The following is a 17,657-nucleotide window of genomic DNA, read 5'->3' on the forward strand; positions in this document are numbered from 1 at the left end:
TTCGGCAGTCCTCGCTCCTCGGCTGGCGCCTCGTCGCTGCGGAGGGCTCACGATCCCCGCCGCCGGCCCTCGACCCGCGTTCGTCAGTTCGGTGACACAGACGCTCGCCGAGCAGGGCGCATGAGACCGAAGAGGTTCGGGCGGGCGTCCCGGTGCGGATTGCCGAACCGAGAACGCCCGCCCGAAGCCACGGCGGGAAGCCGAACTGCTACTTCGCGTAGATGGCCGCGATCTCCGCGCCCCACTTGTCGGCCACGACGTTCCGCTTGACCTTGAGGGTCGGGGTCAGCTCGCCGGACTCCTCGGTGAAGTCGGACGGGAGGACACGGAACTTCTTGATCGTCTCGGCGTGCGAGACGGTCTCGTTGGCGGCGTCGACGGCCAGCTGAACCTCGGCGATCAGTTCGGGGTCGACGGCGAGATCGGCGACGCTGGCGTCGGCGGGCTTGCCGTTGCGGGTCTTCCAGGCCGGGAAGGCCTCCGGGTCGATGGTGATCAGCGCGCCGATGAAGGGCTGCTGATCGCCGACGACCACGGCCTGCGAGACCAGCGCGCTGGCGCGGATGATGTCCTCCATCGGGGCGGGCGAGACGTTCTTGCCGCCCGCGGTGACGATGATCTCCTTCTTACGGCCGGTGATCCGCAGGAAGCCGTCCGCGTCGAGATCGCCGAGGTCGCCGGTGTGGAACCAGCCGTCTGTGATCGCGGCGGCGGTCGCCTCCTCGTTCTGCCAGTATCCGGTGAACACGACCTCGCCGGAGAGCAGGATCTCGCCGTCGTCGGCGATCTTGATCGCATTGCCCGGGATGGGGCGGCCGACGGTGCCGACCTTGACCTCACCCGGGGTGTTGACGGCGATCGCCGCGGTGGTCTCGGTGAGGCCGTAGCCCTCGTAGACGGGGATGCCGACGCCGCTGAAGAAGTGGCCGAGGCGTGCGCCGAGCGGTGCGCCGCCCGAGATGGCGAGCTCGCACTCGCCGCCGAGCGCGGTGCGCAGCTTGCCGTAGACGAGCTTGTCGAACAGCGCGTGCTTGGCCCGCAGCAGCAGACCGACATCGCCGGCCTGCTTGGCGGTGGAGAACTCGACGGCGACATCGGCGGCGAGATCGAAGATCTTGCCCTTGCCGCCGTCGTGCGCGTTCTGGCGCGCCGAGTTGTAGACCTTCTCGAAGACGCGCGGCACCGACAGGATCAGCGACGGCTTGAACACCGCGAAGGTCGGCAGCAGATTGGGGATGTCGGAGGTGTAGCCGACCTCGACGCCGGCCTCGATCGCGACCAGGTTGATGGCGCGCGCCAGGACGTGCGCCATCGGCAGGAACAGCAGCAGTCGCTTGCCGTCGCCGAGCAGGGTGTTCAGCGAGGTCTGCATGACGCCGCCGATCTCACCGAGCAGGTTGGCGTGCGTCAGCATGCAGCCCTTGGGGCGGCCGGTGGTGCCGGAGGTGTAGATCAGCGTCGCGGGGCTGGCGGCGGTGAGGGTGCGGCGGCACGCGGTGACCTCGTCGTCGGAGACGCCGGCGCCCGCCGCGGTGAGCGACTCCACTGCGCCCGGCCCGTCGGCGGTGTCGATCTGGAAGATCTGGATCGCGTCGGTGACCGATTCGACGTCGTCGAGGACGCTGCGATGGGCCGCGGACTCGACGATGACCGCGATGGCGCCGGAATCGCGCATGATCCAGTCGATCTGCGCCGCCGACGACGAGTCGTAGATCGGGATGGTGACCGCACCAGCCGACCAGATCGCGAAGTCGAGGAGCGTCCACTCCAGACGGGTCGACGAGACCAGCGCGACGCGGTCGCCGGGCTTGATGCCGGAGGCGATGAGACCCTTGGCCAAGGCCGTCACCTGCGCACCGGCGTCGCCCGCGGTCACCGGCAGCCACTGGCTTCCCTGCTGCCTACGGAAGACGGTCTTGCCCGGCTGCTTCTCGACGATGTCGAAAAGCACGTCGGACGCATTCCGCTCCTCGGGGATTACGAACTTCGCGGGCACGCGGCATTCGGCCATTCAATACACCTTCCCGAACCGAAAAATCTCAGAATCACCTGAATCTCTTCAGTGATCCTAGCCCCAGGGTGACGTACTCTTCGCACGAGTCGGGTTTCTCCCACGGCGACGGGTGTGTGAAGCTAAGACGGTGACGAGCATTCAGGTTGCCGACGAGGTATTCGTGGCTGCCGAGCCCTCCCTTGCCGGTGCGGTGGTCGGCGACCGGGCACGGTGGCGCCAGTGGTGGCCGGATCTGTCCTTGACCGTCGTCGAGGATCGAGGCGATCAGGGCGTGCGGTGGACCGTGACCGGTCCGCTCGAGGGCACCATGGAGATCTGGTGCGAGACGTGCATGGACGGCTTCATCCTGCACTACTACCTGCATGCCGAGCCGCTCTCGGCGCTCCCGGCAGACGACCGCGAACGCTGGGACGCGCTGGCGGAGATGAATCGGGTGCGCCGGATCGCAGGCAAGGAGATGTCGTTCCACGTCAAGTGGCTGTTGGAAGGCGACCGCGAAGTCGGGGCGCCCGCCACGGCCGCGAAGGAGTAGGCATGGCTGACCACACCGAGCAGTCGATCGTCGTCAACGCCGACGTCGCCGACGTGATGGCGGTGATCGCGGACTTCGACAACTACCCGCAGTGGGTGACCGCCGCGCGCTCGGCGACGGTGCTCGAGCGGGACGCCCGGGGCCGCGGGGTGCGGGTGCGGTTCGTGGTCGACGCCGGCGTCCTGGCCGACACCTACGAGCTCCGCTATGTCTGGGACGACGACGGCGCCGGCGTGTCCTGGTCGCTGGTGTCGAGCGACCTGCAGCGTGCACAAGAGGGCAGCTACCGTCTGACGCAGCAGGTGCCGGGGTCGACGAAGGTCACCTATTCACTGATGGTCGACCTGCAGATCCCGATGATCAGCCAGCTCAAGCGACGTGCGGAGAAGGCCATCACCGAGTCGGCGCTCGGCGATCTCAAGAAGAGGGTCGAAGGCTGATCGACCTCGCGCCCATCCATCTGGTGCTCGGCCCGGGGGGCTCGGGCGTGTCCGTCGTGGCCGCGGCCGCGGCGCTTCGCGGTGACGTCGGGCTGCCCGCAGGTGTGCGCGTCGGCGCCGACCGCGGGACCGTGCTGATGTCGCTGGGATCCCGGTCGCACCTCCCCGAACGGCTGGGGGTTCTCCGTCTCCCGGGCGACCCGGTGCCGGTGACCGGACAGACCGATCTGCTGCAGTTGGATCCGCTCGCCGTCGTGGAGACCGCCTGGGGCGAGTTCACGGCGGCACTGACGGCGGTCGTCGGGGGAAAGGCGCCGCTGCCGCTCGTCGGCACCCTGACCTCGGTGGCGCCGGGGGAGCTGACGGTGCTGCCGGGTGCTCAGGAGTTCTTGCTGCTGCGGCAGATCCGCGAGGCCGCGACCGCCGGGCGATGGGAGCGGGTCGTCGTCGACCTGTCGGGCGTCGGCGACCCCTTCGAGCTGCTGCGGGCTCCGAAAGTGCTCTCGGCCGCACTCGAACGACTGTGGCCGCGCCATACCCGGCTGGCCGAGGCCGCCGAGAAGCCGGCGGTCGCGCAGCTGTCGGCGGCGGTCGAGGGGATCGACCGTGACTGTCAGGACCTCATCGAACTGTTCGCCGACCCGCACGGTGTCGCGGTCCACCTGGTCGTCGACGCCGGCGACCGCGGCCGTCGCGCGCTGCCCGACTTCGTCGCCGTGGCCGACCTGATGGGGCTGCCGCTCCGCTCGGTGCTGGTCAACGCGGGCATCGGTGACGGCGCCGACGACGCGCTCGCGCAGGCCCGCGCGCTGATGCGGGAGGACCCCGCGGTCGCCGTCGCACCGGTTCCGCGGGAGGCGGCCGTCGATCGGCTCGCCCGGATCCGTCGAATCGACGTCGAACTGCCCCGACCGACCGGTCGGCCGCGCGGCTCGCAGGCGTTGACCGTCGCGCACGTCTCCGGCGAGGGACTCGACAGCGTCTTCGAGCTGTCCTGGATTCAGGGCCTGCCCGACCCCGACCGCCTGGAGCTGGGCCGGTCCGGTGACGATCTGCTCGTCACCGTGTCCGGGTTCCGGTACCCCGTACGGCTTCCGTCGGTGCTCAGGCGATGTGTGGTGGTCTCCGCGCAATGGCGCGACGGGGCGCTCGTCTTGCGTTTCCGACCCGACCCCGCGGTCTGGCCCGTGCGGCCGGACACCGGCGGGGCGTAGTGCAGGACACCAGTGTCCTGCGCCCTCCTGTCGGAGGGGCTGTCGGAGCCGAGTTGTCGGAGCCGCCGGTTAAGATCGGGCGCATGGACCCCGCCGCCTGAGTCACCTGCCGCCCGAGTCGTCTGCCGCCCGAGTCCGGCGATGTGGCATCGATCACCCGGGCGGTGTCCGGCCGTAGGGTAGCGTCGCCCAGACCGGTAGCGTCAGGTGTCCGCCCCGTGAATGTCCGGCCCGAACGGTCGGCCCGACTGATGAGGAATCGACTGACGATGAGCGAGAACCAGAGCGGTGGGAGCGCCGGCGATCCGGTGCAGGCCCTGTTGCTGGGCTTCGCCGATCAGATCGATCAACTGGCAGGCCTCATCGCAGGCGTCGGCGGTCCGACCTTCGGTGCGTCTCCGGTTCCCGAGTTGCTCGGCGAGGTCGGTTCGCTCATCAAAGAACTCGGCGACCTGTTGGCCCGGGTGATCGCCGCGTTCATCGCCGTCCTCGAGGCGATCGCGGAGATGCTGCGGTCCGAGCCCGGTGGCGAAGCGCAGTCGTCCACCCGGTTCCAGGCGATCACGGTCGACATCGCGCGTCCGGGCCGGTGAAGGGGAGCCGCGAGTGAGCAGTGAACTGACCATCGGGATCGACATCGGCGGCACCAGCGTGCGGGCGAGCGTCGTCGACGCCCAGGGCCGTCAACTCGACACACTGCGGACGGCGACCCCGCCGACCGCCGAATCGCTCGAGCACTGCCTGCAGCGGCTGGTGACCGAACTGCGCGACCGGTGGGCCGTGTCGGCCGTCGGCCTGGCCATCGCCGGGTTCTTGACGCCGGACCGGCAGACGGTCCGATACGCGCCCCACCTGGCTTGGCGGGAGACGCGCGTGCCCGAGCTCATGTCCGAACGGCTGGGTCTGCCGGTCTTCGCCGAGCACGACGCCAACTCGGCGGCCATCGCCGAGCTCCACTTCGGCGCCGCCGCGGGCGGGCACAACACCCTCGTACTGTCGATCGGCACCGGCATCGGCGCGGGCATGATCATGGACGGCACCATCTACCGGGGCAGTTTCGGCGTCGCACCCGAGTTCGGGCACCTCACGGTGGTGCCGAACGGGCGCCCGTGCAGCTGCGGCAAACGCGGCTGCTGGGAGCGCTACTGCAGTGGGACCGCCCTGGTGGACACCGCACTGGAGTACCTCGCCTCGCAGGACTATCCGCGGAGCGTGCTGGCCGCCGAGTCGGCGGCCGATCCGGGGTCGCTGACCGGCCGACGCGTCGCGGCGGCCGCCGCAGACGGGGATCCGGCGGCCTTGGCCGCCTACGAAGACATGGCACGCTGGCTCGGCTACGGTCTGGGCATGATCGCCGACGTCTTCGACCCCGACCTGATCGTGCTGGCCGGCGGCGTCGGCGCGGCCTCGGGCCTGTTCCTCGACGACGCCCGCGAGCACTACGCGTCGGCGATCACCGGCGCCGGCCATCGGCAGCTGGCGCGCATCCGCGGCACCCAGCTGGGTGAGGCCGCCGGGGTGATCGGCGCCGCGCAGGTGGCGCGCCAGGGGCTGGCCGCGATCGGCGACAGCGCCCAGTGAGGAGCGCACCGTGAGGAGCGCACTCGCCGGCGCCCGGCACCACAGACTTGTCGGAAGCGGTTTTCGACGATGCGCCGTTCTGGACGACGCACTGGGATTCTGAGCACGAGGGGCAGGAACGTACATGTGGTACTACCTTTTCAAATACATCTTCATGGGCCCCGGGCTGCGATTGATGGGCCGACCGCGCGTGGAGGGGCTGGAGAACATTCCGAAGTCCGGTGCCGCGCTGCTCGCGTCCAATCATCTGGCCGTCGTCGACAGCTTCTACCTGCCGCTGATGGTGCCGCGACGCATCTTCTTCCTCGCCAAGAGCGAGTACTTCACCGGTACCGGACTGAAGGGGCGCTTTCAGCGCTGGTTCTTCAGCGCCTCCGGACAGATTCCGATCGACCGGTCGGGGGCGACCGCGGCGGCCGGTGCGCTGCTCGCGGGCAAGCGCGTGCTGGAACAGGGACGCCTGCTCGGTCTGTACCCGGAGGGCACGCGGTCCCCGGACGGTCGCCTCTACAAGGGCAAGACCGGGCTCGCGCGGATGGCGCTCGAGACCGGTGTGCCGGTGATCCCGGTGGCGATGGTCGGCACCGATCGGATCAACCCGCCCGGCACGATCCTGCCCCGTCCCACCAAGATCGTCGTCCGCGTCGGTGAGCCGCTCGACTTCTCGCGCTACGAGGGCATGGCGGGCAACCGGTTCATCGAACGCGCGGTCACCGACGAGATCATGTATGCGCTGATGCGGTTGAGCGGTCAGCAGTACGTCGACGTCTACGCGGCGAGCTTGAAGAACGCCGACGGGACCGCCAAGCCCGCGGCGCCGAGCGTCCGCGGGGTCGACTCGGGCGACGCGGCCTGATCGGTCAGGGCCGGGCCGGCGACGTCGGCAGCGGATCGTCGTCGACGGTCTGAGGCCGGCCCGCTTGGACGGCGCCGTCCCGGTGGGGCAGCAGCCACAGGGCCAGCAGCAGCGCCAGCCCCCAGAGGGTGAACGAATTGCCGACCAGGTGCTGCCACAGTCCCCATCCGCGTTCGATCGGCGGCAGCAGCTGGAACGGGCCGACGGCGAAGAGCACCGTGCCCACGCCGGCGAGGGTGAAGTAGGTGATGCGCTGCGCGCGCCGCCTGGCCGTGAGGCCGATCGCCACGCAGCTCAGGACCGCGGGAATGCACCAGACCCAGTGGTGGGCCCAGGTGGTCGGTGAGACCAGCAGACCCCACACGGCGACGATGCAGGTGACCGTCAGCGCGTCGATGCGCCCGACGATCGGACCGGGCTTGAACGCCGCCGCCGGGCGGGCCCGCAGCGCGGCGGCGATCGCCAGGCCGGTGACCGCCAGGCTCGAGACGATCCAACAGATCTCGGCGGTGCTGCCCGCGTCGCCGAAGACGCGCAACCACGCCGCGTTCAGATTCTGATTGATGCGGCCCTCGGGCTGCCCGATGCGCGCGGTGTGGAACAGCGTGTCGGTCCAGTAGGTGCGGGAGTCGTCGGGCATCCAGAGCCAGCCGATCGCCGCGGCACCGACGAAGGTCGCCGCACCGGTCAGGAAGGCGCGGAAGCGGCGGGCCAGCAGGAAGATCCCCAGGAACACCAGCGGCGTCAGCTTGATTGCGGCGGCCAATCCGATGAGCACCCCCTGGGCCCGGCCCCGGCCCAGCCGCGGGACGAGGAAGACGTCGACCATGATCATCGCCATCAGCACCACGTTGATCTGGCCGAAGCCGAGCGTCATCCAGAACGGGTTGAACCAGATCGTCACGATCGACAGCGCGGTGGCGAGCGACCAGCGGTTGGCGGTGGAACCGAGGTCGAGCACGGTCAGCGACAGGTGTGTGACGAAGATCATCAGCAGCACCGTGACCACCGAGACGCCGATGCTCGCGACCGACAGGGGGATGGCGCCGAGCGGGGTGAAGAGGAGGGCGGCGAACGGCGGATACGTGAACGGCAGCCAGATGCCGTCGGTGGTGAAGGGCATCGAACCGTCGGCGTACAGGCTCAATCCCTGATGCCAGATCTGCCCGCCGAGCCGGTAGACGTCCATGTCGAAGCGGGTGCGGGTGGCGAAGCTCGAGGTGAAGGGCACGCCGACGATCTGCAGGACGGCCGAGGCGAGGAAGGCGACGGCGATCCCGATCCGCGTGGCGGGGCCCGGACGCCAGTCGCTCAGCCGCCGCTGGAATCGATCGAACGCAGGCGCGCCTGGGGCCTGCGGCGCGGGCCGCTGACCGCGTGGAGTGAGCATGACAGTCAGTATTCCTTGCCCCGGGTGGATAATGAGAACCCGTGCGCTACTTCTACGACACCGAATTCATCGAGGACGGAACGACGATCGAGCTGGTGTCGATCGGGGTGATCGGCGAGGACGGTCGCGAGTTCTACGCCGTGTCGACCGAGTTCGATCCCGCGAAGGCCGGCGACTGGGTGCGGTCCAACGTGCTCGACAAGCTGCCCTCCCCGGCCGACAAGGCGTGGCGGAGTCGCCGGGCCATCCGCGAGAGCCTGTTCGAATTCCTCACCGAGCCCGCCGATCGTGTCGAACTGTGGGCGTGGGTGGGCGCCTACGACCACGTCGTCCTCTGTCAGCTGTGGGGCTCGATGACCGAACTGCCCAGGGAGATGCCGAGATTCACCCGTGAACTCCGGCAGCACTGGGAGGCCGCCGGGCGTCCGGAGCTGCCGCCGGCGCCTGCCAACGCCCACGACGCGCTCGCCGACGCCCGGCACAACCTGGTGAAGTGGCGCGCCATCGAGGCGGTCCTGCACGCCCCGGCGCGGTAGCCGTCGGCGGGCCGGGTCCGCGCAGCGGGTCGAGCGCACCGCGGGCGGGTCGGTCAGGCTAGGCTGGTGCAGTGGTGAACTGGACCGTAGACGTGCCCATCAACGAGCTTCCGGAGCTGCCTCCGCTGCCGGGACATCTCGCCGAGGAGTTCGACGACATGCTCGCGCGTCCCGCGCTGCAGCAGCCGAACTGGCCGGAGGCGGAAGCGCACAAGATGCGGACGGTGCTCGAGAGCGTGCCGCCGATCTGCATGCCGTCCGAGGTCGAGACACTGGCCGATCAGCTCGCCGAGGTCGCCCACGGACGCGCGTTCATGCTGCAGGGCGGCGACTGCGCCGAGACCTTCGCGGCGAACACCGAGCCGCACATCAAGGGCAACATCCGCACCCTCCTGCAGATGGCCGTCGTGCTGACCTACGGCGCCAGCCTGCCGGTGGTGAAGGTCGCTCGCATCGCCGGGCAGTACGCCAAGCCGCGGTCGGCCGACACCGACGCGCTCGGTCTGCTGTCGTACCGCGGCGACATGGTCAACGGTCTGGAAGCCACCGAGGAGGCTCGCGTCCACGATCCGTCACGGCTGGTCCGCGCCTACGCGAACGCCGCCGCGGCGATGAACCTGGTGCGTGCGCTGACCGGCTCGGAGGCGCGCTTGGCGCATGTCCACAACTGGAACCGTGAGTTCGTCCGGACCTCGCCCGCGGGCGCCCGGTACGAGGCGCTCGCCGCCGAGATCGACCGCGGTCTGCGGTTCATGGACGCCTGCGGCGTGACCGACTCGAGCCTGGAGTCGGCGTCGATCTTCGCCTCGCACGAGGCGCTCGTCATGGACTACGAGCGGGCCATGCTGCGCCTGGCCGCCGACCCGCGCGGCGGCGCCGACAAGGTGCTCTACGACCTGTCGGCGCACTTCCTGTGGATCGGGGAGCGCACCCGTCAGCTCGACGGCGCGCACATCGCGCTCGCCAAGATGATCCACAACCCGATCGGGGTCAAGATCGGTCCGACCACCACCCCCGAGTTGGCCGTCGAGTACGTCGAGGCGCTCGACCCCGACAACCGTCCGGGGCGGCTCACCCTGGTCTCGCGGATGGGGAACGGGAAGGTCCGCGAGGTGCTCCCGGCGATCGTCCAGGCCGTGGAGCAGAGCGGGCACAAGGTCATCTGGCAGTGCGACCCGATGCACGGCAACACGCACACCGCGTCGACCGGCTTCAAGACCCGCCACTTCGACCGGGTGGTCGACGAGGTGCAGGGCTTCTTCGAGGTCCATCGCGCGCTGGGCAGCCATCCCGGCGGCATCCACATCGAACTCACCGGCGAGGACGTCACCGAATGCCTGGGCGGCGCCCAAGACATCTCGGATCTGGATCTGGAGGGCCGCTACGAGACGGCCTGCGATCCGCGGCTGAACACGCAGCAGTCGCTGGAGCTGGCGTTCCTGGTCGCGGAGATGCTCCGCGGGTAGGCGCGGCGGCTGACGCCTCGAGCGGCCCCCGCCTCTCTCACCCCTCGACCGATGCGAGTTCGGTCGCCGGGGTGTACTTCTCGCGGTGGATGTGCCGCGCGGACATCCGCCTGCGTCGGCACGCCTTGATGGCGCCGTCGACCATCGCGGGCGGGCCGCAGACGTAGGCGACGGCGCCGCGCAGGGTGGCGAAGTCGTCGGCGACGGCGTCGCCGACGTAACCCGGGCGGCCCACGCCGGTCTCGCGGCTGACACAGGGCTGGTACCGGAAGCCGGGATGCGCGACGCCGATCGACCGCCAGAAGTCGCTCTCATAGAGGTCGTCGGCATACCGCACGCCGTGGTAGAGGTGGACCTCTCGCTCGGGGTCGAGGGAGAGCGCTTCGAGCGCGATCGACTTCAACGGCGCCAGTCCGGTGCCGCCGGCGAGGAGGATCATCGGGCCGGTGGTCTCCAGGTCATGGACGAAATCGCCCCACGGGCCGCGCAGATCGACCCGGTCGCCGCTCGACAACGAGTCGAAGATCCAGCGGTCGGTCGCGGTTCCGCCCGCCACCCGTCGCACGTGGAACTCCAGCGTGGAGTCCGTCGACGGCGGATTGGCCATCGAGTAGGGCCGCGAGAGGCCGGCCCCCGGAACCGTGATCTCCATGTACTGCCCGGCGGAGAAGTCCAACGGCTCGGTCACGTCGACGAACACCGCCACGGTGTCCCGGGCGAGGGCGCGGATCTCGGAGACGGTGCCGGTCAGATCGCGGAGCCGATGGCGGGGCGCCGACGACTCGGTCGGCGCCTCGATGGTCACGTCCGAGTCGGGGGTCGACTGGCAGGCGAGCACATAGCCCTCGGCCTGCAGTTCGGGCGTCAGCACGTCGTCGTCCACGGTGGGCGCCGACACCGATCCGCAGGTGACCTTCACCCGGCAGGTGCCGCAGGTGCCCTGATTGCACGAGTTGGGCAGGTACACGTTGTTGCGGAGGAAGGCGTCGAGCAGCCGTTGATCGTCGGCGCACTCGACGCTCGCCGACACCGATCCGCTGACCTGCACGCGATGGCGTACGGACATGGCTCAGACCTCCCACTGCGTGTGCAGGGCGGTGGGCCCGCGGAAGCCCCACCCCCAGAACTCGACGTCGTCGGACACGGTGCGTTCGAGGTTCGGAATCGAGTCGAAGAGCTCCTCCAAGGCGATCCGGCACACGTTGTTGGCGAAGTAGATGCCCGCGCAGCCGTGCTCGCCGGCGCCGAAGGCCAGATGCGGCAGCGGCGGCCGGGAGAGGTCGTAGGCCGTCGGGGCGCCGTACTGGCCCGCATCGTGATTGGCCGACCCGTACGACAGGATGACCGCGGTGCCCGCCGGGAGGTGGACTCCGGCGACCTCGACGTCGCGCTTGGTCGTGCGCGCGGTCGCCGACCAGATCGGCGACGTCCAGCGCATGCCCTCGGCGATCGCCCGAGGGATCAGACCGGGTTCGTCGATCACCTGCTCCAACTGCTCGGGGCGGGTGAACAGTCCGGCGATCGTCGACGCCATCGCGTGCCCCGGCTCCTGCATCGCGCCGAGCAGGAAGACGTACAGGGTCGGATAGATGTAGTCGCGATCGCGGGTCTGTCCCGCGGGCATTCCGTCGTGCAGCCAGTGACTGATCGCCGAATCGTCCGGATGCGTGATCCAGTGGTCGATCTTGGGATCGAGGATCGCCTTGATCTCGGCCTTGGCCGCATCGCCTTCGGCGAACCGCTCGTGGTTGATGAACTCGCCGTCCTCGTCGACCGCGGCGTTGGTGAATGAGCTCGACAGCTTGTGGAACCAGTCGCGCAGGGTGTCGGCGTGCACGTCGGCCAGACCGAGCAGGTCGCCGAGCGCCCGCACCGAGACCGGTTCGCAGTACTGGCTGACCAGATCGGCGGCTCCGTCGTCCTCGAACATCTCGAGGTGCCTGCGGGCGATGGGCCGGACCAGGTCCTCGATCCAACGATCGACCTCGCGGGGCTGCAGCGCCGGATCGACCATCGAGCGCAGATCGGTGTGGATGTCGCCGTTGACGCCGATCACCGCGGGATGACCGAACGTGCGCCCGCCGGCCTTGGTGATCACGGCCTCGAAGTCGTCGCTGGTCGCGATGGTCCGACAGATGTCCGCGGTGCTCGCCACATACGATCCGAGGACCGGAACGTAGGCGAGCGGGTGTTCGGCGCGGAGCCGCTCGTAGATCGGATACGGATTGCGCTCGAGTTCAGCCATGGTGATCTCGTCCAACCAGGACACGGTGGTGGTCACGGGTACTCCTTCGACGATTTCCTGCCGAGCCGCCGTCGACGGCTCACTGATCGCTGCGATGCGATGGGTCCAGACGCTAACCGGCCGCACAGACGCACGGCGATACCGGAGACGCGGAGGCGATACCGGATGCGCGACCGGATGTGATCGACGACGCAATCGAGGGTCGATGTGAGATACAAATCAAAGGTGTCGCATGTCGGTCGCGCAGCGAGGTCGGCTGAATGCGACCAAGAGCGAGTCGGAAGCCGAGGCGATGGAGCACCAGGATCGAACCCAGGACCGGGAGACGGCACAGCAGGCGGTGGCGAACACCTATTTCCCGCACGAGCTGACGGTGCTGGGCGGCGACGAAACGGTCGGGCTGGAGATGGTGAGCGTCGATCTCGGGAGCGTGACGATCGGTCGCTTGTCGTGGGGGACCGACGTGGCGATCTCGTGCGACTACCCCGGGGCGTTCGAGGTGAACGTGCCGCTGAGCGGCCGACTGCACTCACGGTCGGCGGACGGGTCGGAGCTGGTCGCGGCGCCCGGCCGCGGCACGGTGTTCACGGCGGGCAGCGGAGCGGACATCACGACCTGGTCTGCAGACTGCGAGGTGCTCGGTGTGAAGCTGGACGCCGAGCACCTGGCCGCGGAGGCCGATGCGATCCGCAGGCGTCGCGTCCGGACGGGGCTGGCGCTGCCGCAGCAGATCGATGTGACGGCGGGGGCTGGGGCCGCGTGGCTGCAACTGGTGCACTCGCTGTCGAGTTCGATGTGCGGACCCGCGAGCCCGCCCCTCGATCCGCGGGTGGGCGCGCGGTTGGCGAGTGCGGTCGCGACGGCGCTGCTGGTGGCGCTCGACGATGCCGATGACGGTGCGGGCGGGCCCCTCACCCCGCGGATGGTGACCCGCGTGCTGGACGCGATCGAGGCGGACCCCGGCCATCCGTGGACGCTGGGGGAGATGGCCGCCCGGTCCGGCACGAGCATTCGCCGAGTGCAGGAGGGATTCGCCGAGTATCTGGGGACGACCCCGAGTCGCGCGCTGTCCGACATCCGACTGGAACGGGCGCGTGACGACCTCGCGGCCGGGGTCGGCACCGTCGCCGACATCGCGGCCCGATGGGGTTTCAGCAATCCCAGTCGCTTCGCGGCAGCGTTCCGACGGCGCTACGGCGTGACGCCGTCGCAGTTCCGACGCTGAGTCCGGGCGGATCAGGCCAGTGCGGTGCCGACGGCCCAGCCCACCGCGCCCAAGCCGGCGGCGACGGCGGCCACGATCGTCAACCAGACGACGGTCAGCAATCGACCGTTGGAGCGATCGAGTCCGGAGTCGAGCACATCGTCGGCCCCGTCCCACTCGGCCCCGTCCCACTCGGCCCCGTCCCACTCGGGCCCGTCGGTCTCGTCCCAGTCCTCCCTGTCCCAGTCCTCCCTGTCCCAGTCGGCTCCTCGGTCCCAGTCGTCGCCGTCGGGGTCGTCGTCCCCGCGGTGGTCGTACCAGTCGCCGTCTCGATCGTCGTCGTCCCGATCGGCGTCGCGGACCGACCGCGTCACCGGTCGCGCGATCGCCGAGGTCACCCGCGCGGACGCCTGCGACGGGGCGGGCACGGTGAAGGCGGGCAGGTCGAGGTCGTCGGCCGCGTCGAGGATCGCGTGCTGCATGTCGATGCCGTCGGCGAACCGGTGTCGGCGCTCGCGTTCGGTGGCGCGCAGGACGATCTCGTCGAACTGCGGCGGCACTCCCTCGATCAGGTCGCTGGGGGCGGGCACGTCGTAGGTCAGTCGCTGGTAGGCGAGCGCGAGCGGGGTCGAGCCGCGGAAGGGCTGGCGTCCGGTGAGGAGTTCGAACAGCAGGATGCCGGCGGAGTAGACGTCGCTGCGCGCATCGATGTCGGTGGAGTGGACCTGCTCGGGCGACAGGTACGCGGCGGTGCCGAGGATGACGCTGGCCGATGTGACGCCCGCTTCGGCGACGGCGCGAACGAGACCGAAGTCGGCGACCTTGATGTCGCCGGTGTCGGAGACGAGGACGTTCTCCGGTTTCACATCCCGGTGCACCAGACCCGCGCGGTGCGCAGTCCCCAGCCCGCCCAGCATGCCGATCGCCACCGACGCCACCGCGTGCGGCGGCATGGGGCCGCGCTCACGCAGCAGCTCGCGCAGGCTGCCGCCGCGGACCAGCTCCATCACCAGGAAGGCGATGTCGCCGTCGACGCTCTGGTCGTACACGGCGACCAGCCCCGGATGGCTCAGGCCGGCGACCGCGCGCGCCTCGAACTCGAACCGGCGCAGGAACAGTGGATCGCCGACGTAACGCGAGTCCATCACCTTGATGGCGACCCGACGATGCAGGCGGAGGTCGGTGCCGACGTAGACCGCTGACATGCCGCCGCGCGCGATCGGCGCATCGATTCGGTAGCGGCGCTCCAGTACCCGGTTCAGGAGGGGGTCGTCGGGGGTGGTCACGATGTTCGAATCTACCCGTACCCGGCCGGCGGGTCGGGTGGCGGCGTCGCCCGGCGTTTACGTGTGCGGGGCCCGCGCCGGGTACGCTTTGACCGTGGGTTCCCTTCCGCTTTCGATCGACATCCTTCCCGACGACGTTCCCGTGCTGGAGCTCGACCAGGCGGCCAAACGCCTCGGCGTCTCGGGCAACCGGCTGCGCACGCTGATCCGCGAGCACAACCTGCTCGCCGCCTCGCGTGCCGGCACCCCGGTGATCCCCGAGGCGTTCTTCGGCGAGGCCGGGCTGGCCAAGCATTTCGAAGGGCTGGTCACGATTCTGCTCGACGGCGGCTACACCCGCGACGAGGCGATGGAGTGGCTGTTCACCGAGCAGGAGGATCTGGGACTGCGGCCGGCCGACGCGCTGCACACCCACTCGGCGCGAGAAGTGATCCGCCGCGCGCAGGCACAGGCCTTCTGACCCTCACCACCGCCTGACCCTCACCACCGCGTGATCGGTCGCCCGCTCAGGGCGAGCGTCGCGTGACCGAGCCGCCGACGCCGAGGGACCACGGCGCGGCGGGCGAAGACGTCGTGGTCGAGTCGTTCGATCTCGGTGAGGATGGCGCTGTAGGAGCGGGCCGCGGCGCTGATCGCCGGGCGCGTGCGGCGCGGCAGCGCGTCGATCGCCGCCGAGGTGCGGCGGTACTGATCGCGGTTGACGGCGATCAGGTGCGCGACCGCGTGCCGCAGCGGTTCGCCCGCGCGGCGCCGCGCGGCGTCGGCCATCAGCGTCTGTTCGTCGACGCCGAACGCCGCGAGATGGTCGGCGGGCAGGTAGATGCGGTCGCGGGCGGCGTCCTCGCCGACGTCGCGCAGGAAGTTGGTCAGCTGGAAGGCCTCGCCCAGCAGGGCGGCGCCCGCCGCGGTGGCCTCGTCGCCGACGTCCGCGCCGAGGATCGGCAGCAGTTGCAGCCCGATCACCGCCGCCGACCCGTACGTGTACTCGGCGAGCTCCTCGAACGAGGCGTACCGGTTCCGGAAGCTCGGATGTCCGGGCAGGTCCATCCGCATCGACCGGCCGAAGGCGGCGAAGGTGTCGGTCGGGATGCCGAACCGGTGGACGGTGTCGGCCAGGGCCGCGAGGACGTCGGCGGTGTCGGGGTCGACCGCCGGCGGCGCGGCGCCGGCGAGTGCGGCGGACAGACCGGCTTCGAGGACGTCGAGGCGGGCCGATTGGACCGCCGGGGTGCCCGGCTCGTCGACCACGTCGTCGGCCATCCGCGCGTACGCGTACAGGGCGAAGACCCCGCGACGTCCGGCGGCGGGCAGCAGCCGGGACGCCAGATAATAGGTGCGCCCGGCCGCGCGGGTGACGTGCTGAGCGAGCCGATAGCCGCGGGCGGCGTCGGCGGCCGCGAGGTCAGCCATGGATCAGGAGCGAGCCGAAACGCCGCAGGCGCAGGGGATCGCGTCGGCGCAGGGAGACCGCGGCCAGGGTCGCGAAGGCGAGCGCCATCAGCGTCTCCAGGGGCTTGTAGAACAGGATCGAGTCGTCGGGCTGGAACACGATCAGATAGAAGGTGCTGACGCCGACGACGATCTGTCGGACCCACATCGGGAGGGTGAAGGCCACCACCACGCACGCGACCCAGGTGTAGTACCAGGGCAGGGTCGACGGCTCCAGCAGCAGCAGGGCCAGCATCGCCCACGCCATGCCCGCCATCGCCGACCGTTCGTCGTGACGCGATCGCCACCACAACCAGACCAGGATGATCGCCAGTGCGACGCTGCCGATGGCGCGGGTCACCACCAGCACCTCCTGCAGGTTCCAGATGGTCCACGGCGCTGCGACGTAGGTGACGATGTGCCCGATGAAGATCGGGATGGTGAACGGGTTGATGATCCGGGAGGCGTACGAGAGGCCGTTCAGCCAGCCGACGCCCAGTCCGAGGATCAGCGTGAACGCCCCGAACACCGCGGCCGGGACCGCGGCGGTGGCGGCGAAGACCCCGGCACGGTCGCGCCAGGTGATCGCCGGTCCCGTCCGGTCCGGGTCGGCCAGTCGACGTTTGCGCAGGTGATCGAGCCAGATCCACACCACGAACGGAATCGCGATGCCCGCGGTGATCTTCACCGAGATCGCCAACCCCAGGGTGAGCAGCCCCGGCAGGTGTCGGCCCTGCAGCACCAGCGCCACCCCGGCGGCCAGGAAGCCCATCATCAGCAGTTCCAGGTGCGGGCCGCCGACCAGGTGAATCAACAGCATCGGGTTCACCAGCACCAGCCACAGGCCCAGGCGCCGGCTCGCGCCGAAATGCGCGGCGATCCGCGGGACCGCCCACATGGTCAGCAGCAGTCCCGGCAGCAGCGCGACCCGGATCAGGAAGATCCCGGCGAAGACGTTGTCGCCGGTGATCCCGACGATCCCGCGCAGCAGGAGCATGAACCCCGGGCTGTAGGGCGAGGTGGTCGGCGCCCAGATCTGGGCCATCGAATCCACGATGGGGCCCGGGTGATGCGCCGGACCGTCCGTGTACGGATCGAAGCCCTCCATCAGGACGGTCGCCTGACCGAGGTAGGCGTAGACGTCGCGACTGAAGGTCGGGACGGCCACCATCAGGGGCACGGTCCACGCGCCGATGGTGCCCATCGTGGCCCGCAGGCTCATCCGCTGCGGTTCGCGGCCGATCCGGACCCACGCCAGCACCATCAGCGCCGCCCCGGTCCAGAACGCGAAGCCCGACAGCGTCTTGCCGTGGCCGTAGGTCATCGGCTCCAGGCCGAGATCTGCCAGGGTCGAGTCGTTGCGGGGCACGTCTGAGAGCCCGTAGCTGCCCGCGGTCACCAGCAGGGCGCCGAGCAAGCCCATCAGCGCATCGGGATATCGACGCATCCAGTCGGTCATCGGCAC

General features: G+C 69.9%; 17 protein-coding genes. 10 read left to right on the forward strand and 7 right to left on the reverse strand.

From position 1 onward, the window contains the following. Positions 1–208 precede the first annotated feature (208 nt). Complete coding sequence (locus AAFO60_RS12290; protein ID WP_347956492.1) at positions 209–2,011, reverse strand: AMP-dependent synthetase/ligase; 1,803 nt, start codon at positions 2,009–2,011, stop codon at positions 209–211. Between the two features lie 130 nt (positions 2,012–2,141). Between AAFO60_RS12290 and AAFO60_RS12295 the strand changes: the two genes are divergently transcribed. The 6 genes from AAFO60_RS12295 (at position 2,142) to AAFO60_RS12320 (ending at position 6,637) form a co-directional block, all read left to right on the forward strand. Beyond that, complete coding sequence (locus AAFO60_RS12295) at positions 2,142–2,546, forward strand: hypothetical protein (protein ID WP_347956493.1); 405 nt, start codon at positions 2,142–2,144, stop codon at positions 2,544–2,546. 2 nt (positions 2,547–2,548) lie between these two features. Further along, complete coding sequence (locus AAFO60_RS12300; protein WP_347956494.1) at positions 2,549–2,986, forward strand: SRPBCC family protein; 438 nt, start codon at positions 2,549–2,551, stop codon at positions 2,984–2,986. A gap of 20 nt (positions 2,987–3,006) precedes the next feature. Further along, on the forward strand, positions 3,007–4,200 hold the full coding sequence (locus AAFO60_RS12305) for an ArsA family ATPase (protein ID WP_347956589.1): 1,194 nt from the start codon (positions 3,007–3,009) through the stop codon (positions 4,198–4,200). Between the two features lie 269 nt (positions 4,201–4,469). Further along, entirely contained in the window at positions 4,470–4,793 is a 324-nt protein-coding gene (locus AAFO60_RS12310) for a hypothetical protein (RefSeq protein ID WP_347956495.1), read from the forward strand. Between the two features lie 13 nt (positions 4,794–4,806). After that, positions 4,807–5,781, forward strand: coding sequence for an ROK family protein (locus AAFO60_RS12315; RefSeq protein ID WP_347956496.1), 975 nt, complete (start codon positions 4,807–4,809; stop codon positions 5,779–5,781). A gap of 124 nt (positions 5,782–5,905) precedes the next feature. Further along, on the forward strand, positions 5,906–6,637 hold the full coding sequence (locus tag AAFO60_RS12320) for a lysophospholipid acyltransferase family protein (protein ID WP_347956497.1): 732 nt from the start codon (positions 5,906–5,908) through the stop codon (positions 6,635–6,637). Positions 6,638–6,641: 4 nt separating this feature from the next. Here the strand turns inward: AAFO60_RS12320 and AAFO60_RS12325 are convergent, their stop codons facing one another. Then, positions 6,642–8,027, reverse strand: coding sequence for a glycosyltransferase 87 family protein (locus AAFO60_RS12325; RefSeq protein ID WP_347956498.1), 1,386 nt, complete (start codon positions 8,025–8,027; stop codon positions 6,642–6,644). Between the two features lie 41 nt (positions 8,028–8,068). Between AAFO60_RS12325 and AAFO60_RS12330 the strand changes: the two genes are divergently transcribed. Together AAFO60_RS12330 and AAFO60_RS12335 are read left to right on the forward strand one after the other, a co-directional pair. Beyond that, positions 8,069–8,563: a polyadenylate-specific 3'-exoribonuclease AS gene (locus AAFO60_RS12330; RefSeq protein ID WP_347956499.1), complete on the forward strand. Its 495-nt coding sequence runs from the start codon at positions 8,069–8,071 to the stop codon at positions 8,561–8,563. Between the two features lie 71 nt (positions 8,564–8,634). After that, a complete protein-coding gene (locus tag AAFO60_RS12335) occupies positions 8,635–10,029 on the forward strand; it encodes a class II 3-deoxy-7-phosphoheptulonate synthase (protein ID WP_347956500.1) in 1,395 nt (464 codons plus the stop codon). Positions 10,030–10,066: 37 nt separating this feature from the next. Here the strand turns inward: AAFO60_RS12335 and AAFO60_RS12340 are convergent, their stop codons facing one another. Together AAFO60_RS12340 and AAFO60_RS12345 are read right to left on the reverse strand one after the other, a co-directional pair. Further along, complete coding sequence (locus AAFO60_RS12340; protein WP_347956501.1) at positions 10,067–11,095, reverse strand: 2Fe-2S iron-sulfur cluster-binding protein; 1,029 nt, start codon at positions 11,093–11,095, stop codon at positions 10,067–10,069. Positions 11,096–11,098: 3 nt separating this feature from the next. After that, a complete protein-coding gene (locus AAFO60_RS12345) occupies positions 11,099–12,310 on the reverse strand; it encodes a cytochrome P450 (protein WP_347956502.1) in 1,212 nt (403 codons plus the stop codon). A gap of 196 nt (positions 12,311–12,506) precedes the next feature. Here AAFO60_RS12345 and AAFO60_RS12350 point away from each other — a divergent pair, with 196 nt between their 5' ends. Then, positions 12,507–13,499: an AraC family transcriptional regulator gene (locus tag AAFO60_RS12350; RefSeq protein WP_347956503.1), complete on the forward strand. Its 993-nt coding sequence runs from the start codon at positions 12,507–12,509 to the stop codon at positions 13,497–13,499. A gap of 11 nt (positions 13,500–13,510) precedes the next feature. On the opposite strand, the gene AAFO60_RS12355 is transcribed toward AAFO60_RS12350, so the two are convergent. After that, entirely contained in the window at positions 13,511–14,764 is a 1,254-nt protein-coding gene (locus AAFO60_RS12355) for a protein kinase domain-containing protein (protein ID WP_347956504.1), read from the reverse strand. 94 nt (positions 14,765–14,858) lie between these two features. Here AAFO60_RS12355 and AAFO60_RS12360 point away from each other — a divergent pair, with 94 nt between their 5' ends. Continuing rightward, positions 14,859–15,224, forward strand: coding sequence for an Rv2175c family DNA-binding protein (locus AAFO60_RS12360; RefSeq protein WP_347956505.1), 366 nt, complete (start codon positions 14,859–14,861; stop codon positions 15,222–15,224). A gap of 20 nt (positions 15,225–15,244) precedes the next feature. On the opposite strand, the gene AAFO60_RS12365 is transcribed toward AAFO60_RS12360, so the two are convergent. Both AAFO60_RS12365 and mptB read right to left on the reverse strand, forming a co-directional pair. Continuing rightward, positions 15,245–16,174 (reverse strand): phytoene/squalene synthase family protein, encoded by a 930-nt coding sequence (locus AAFO60_RS12365; protein WP_347956506.1) that lies wholly within the window; start codon positions 16,172–16,174, stop codon positions 15,245–15,247. Further along, positions 16,167–17,651, reverse strand: a complete 1,485-nt coding sequence (mptB, locus tag AAFO60_RS12370; protein WP_347956507.1) for a polyprenol phosphomannose-dependent alpha 1,6 mannosyltransferase MptB — start codon at positions 17,649–17,651, stop codon at positions 16,167–16,169. Before mptB ends, AAFO60_RS12365 begins: the two co-directional genes overlap by 8 nt. Positions 17,652–17,657: the final 6 nt, after the last annotated feature.

The organism is Gordonia aichiensis, assembly GCF_039946255.1.
GTDB classification, from domain to species: Bacteria; Actinomycetota; Actinomycetes; order Mycobacteriales; family Mycobacteriaceae; genus Gordonia; species Gordonia aichiensis_A.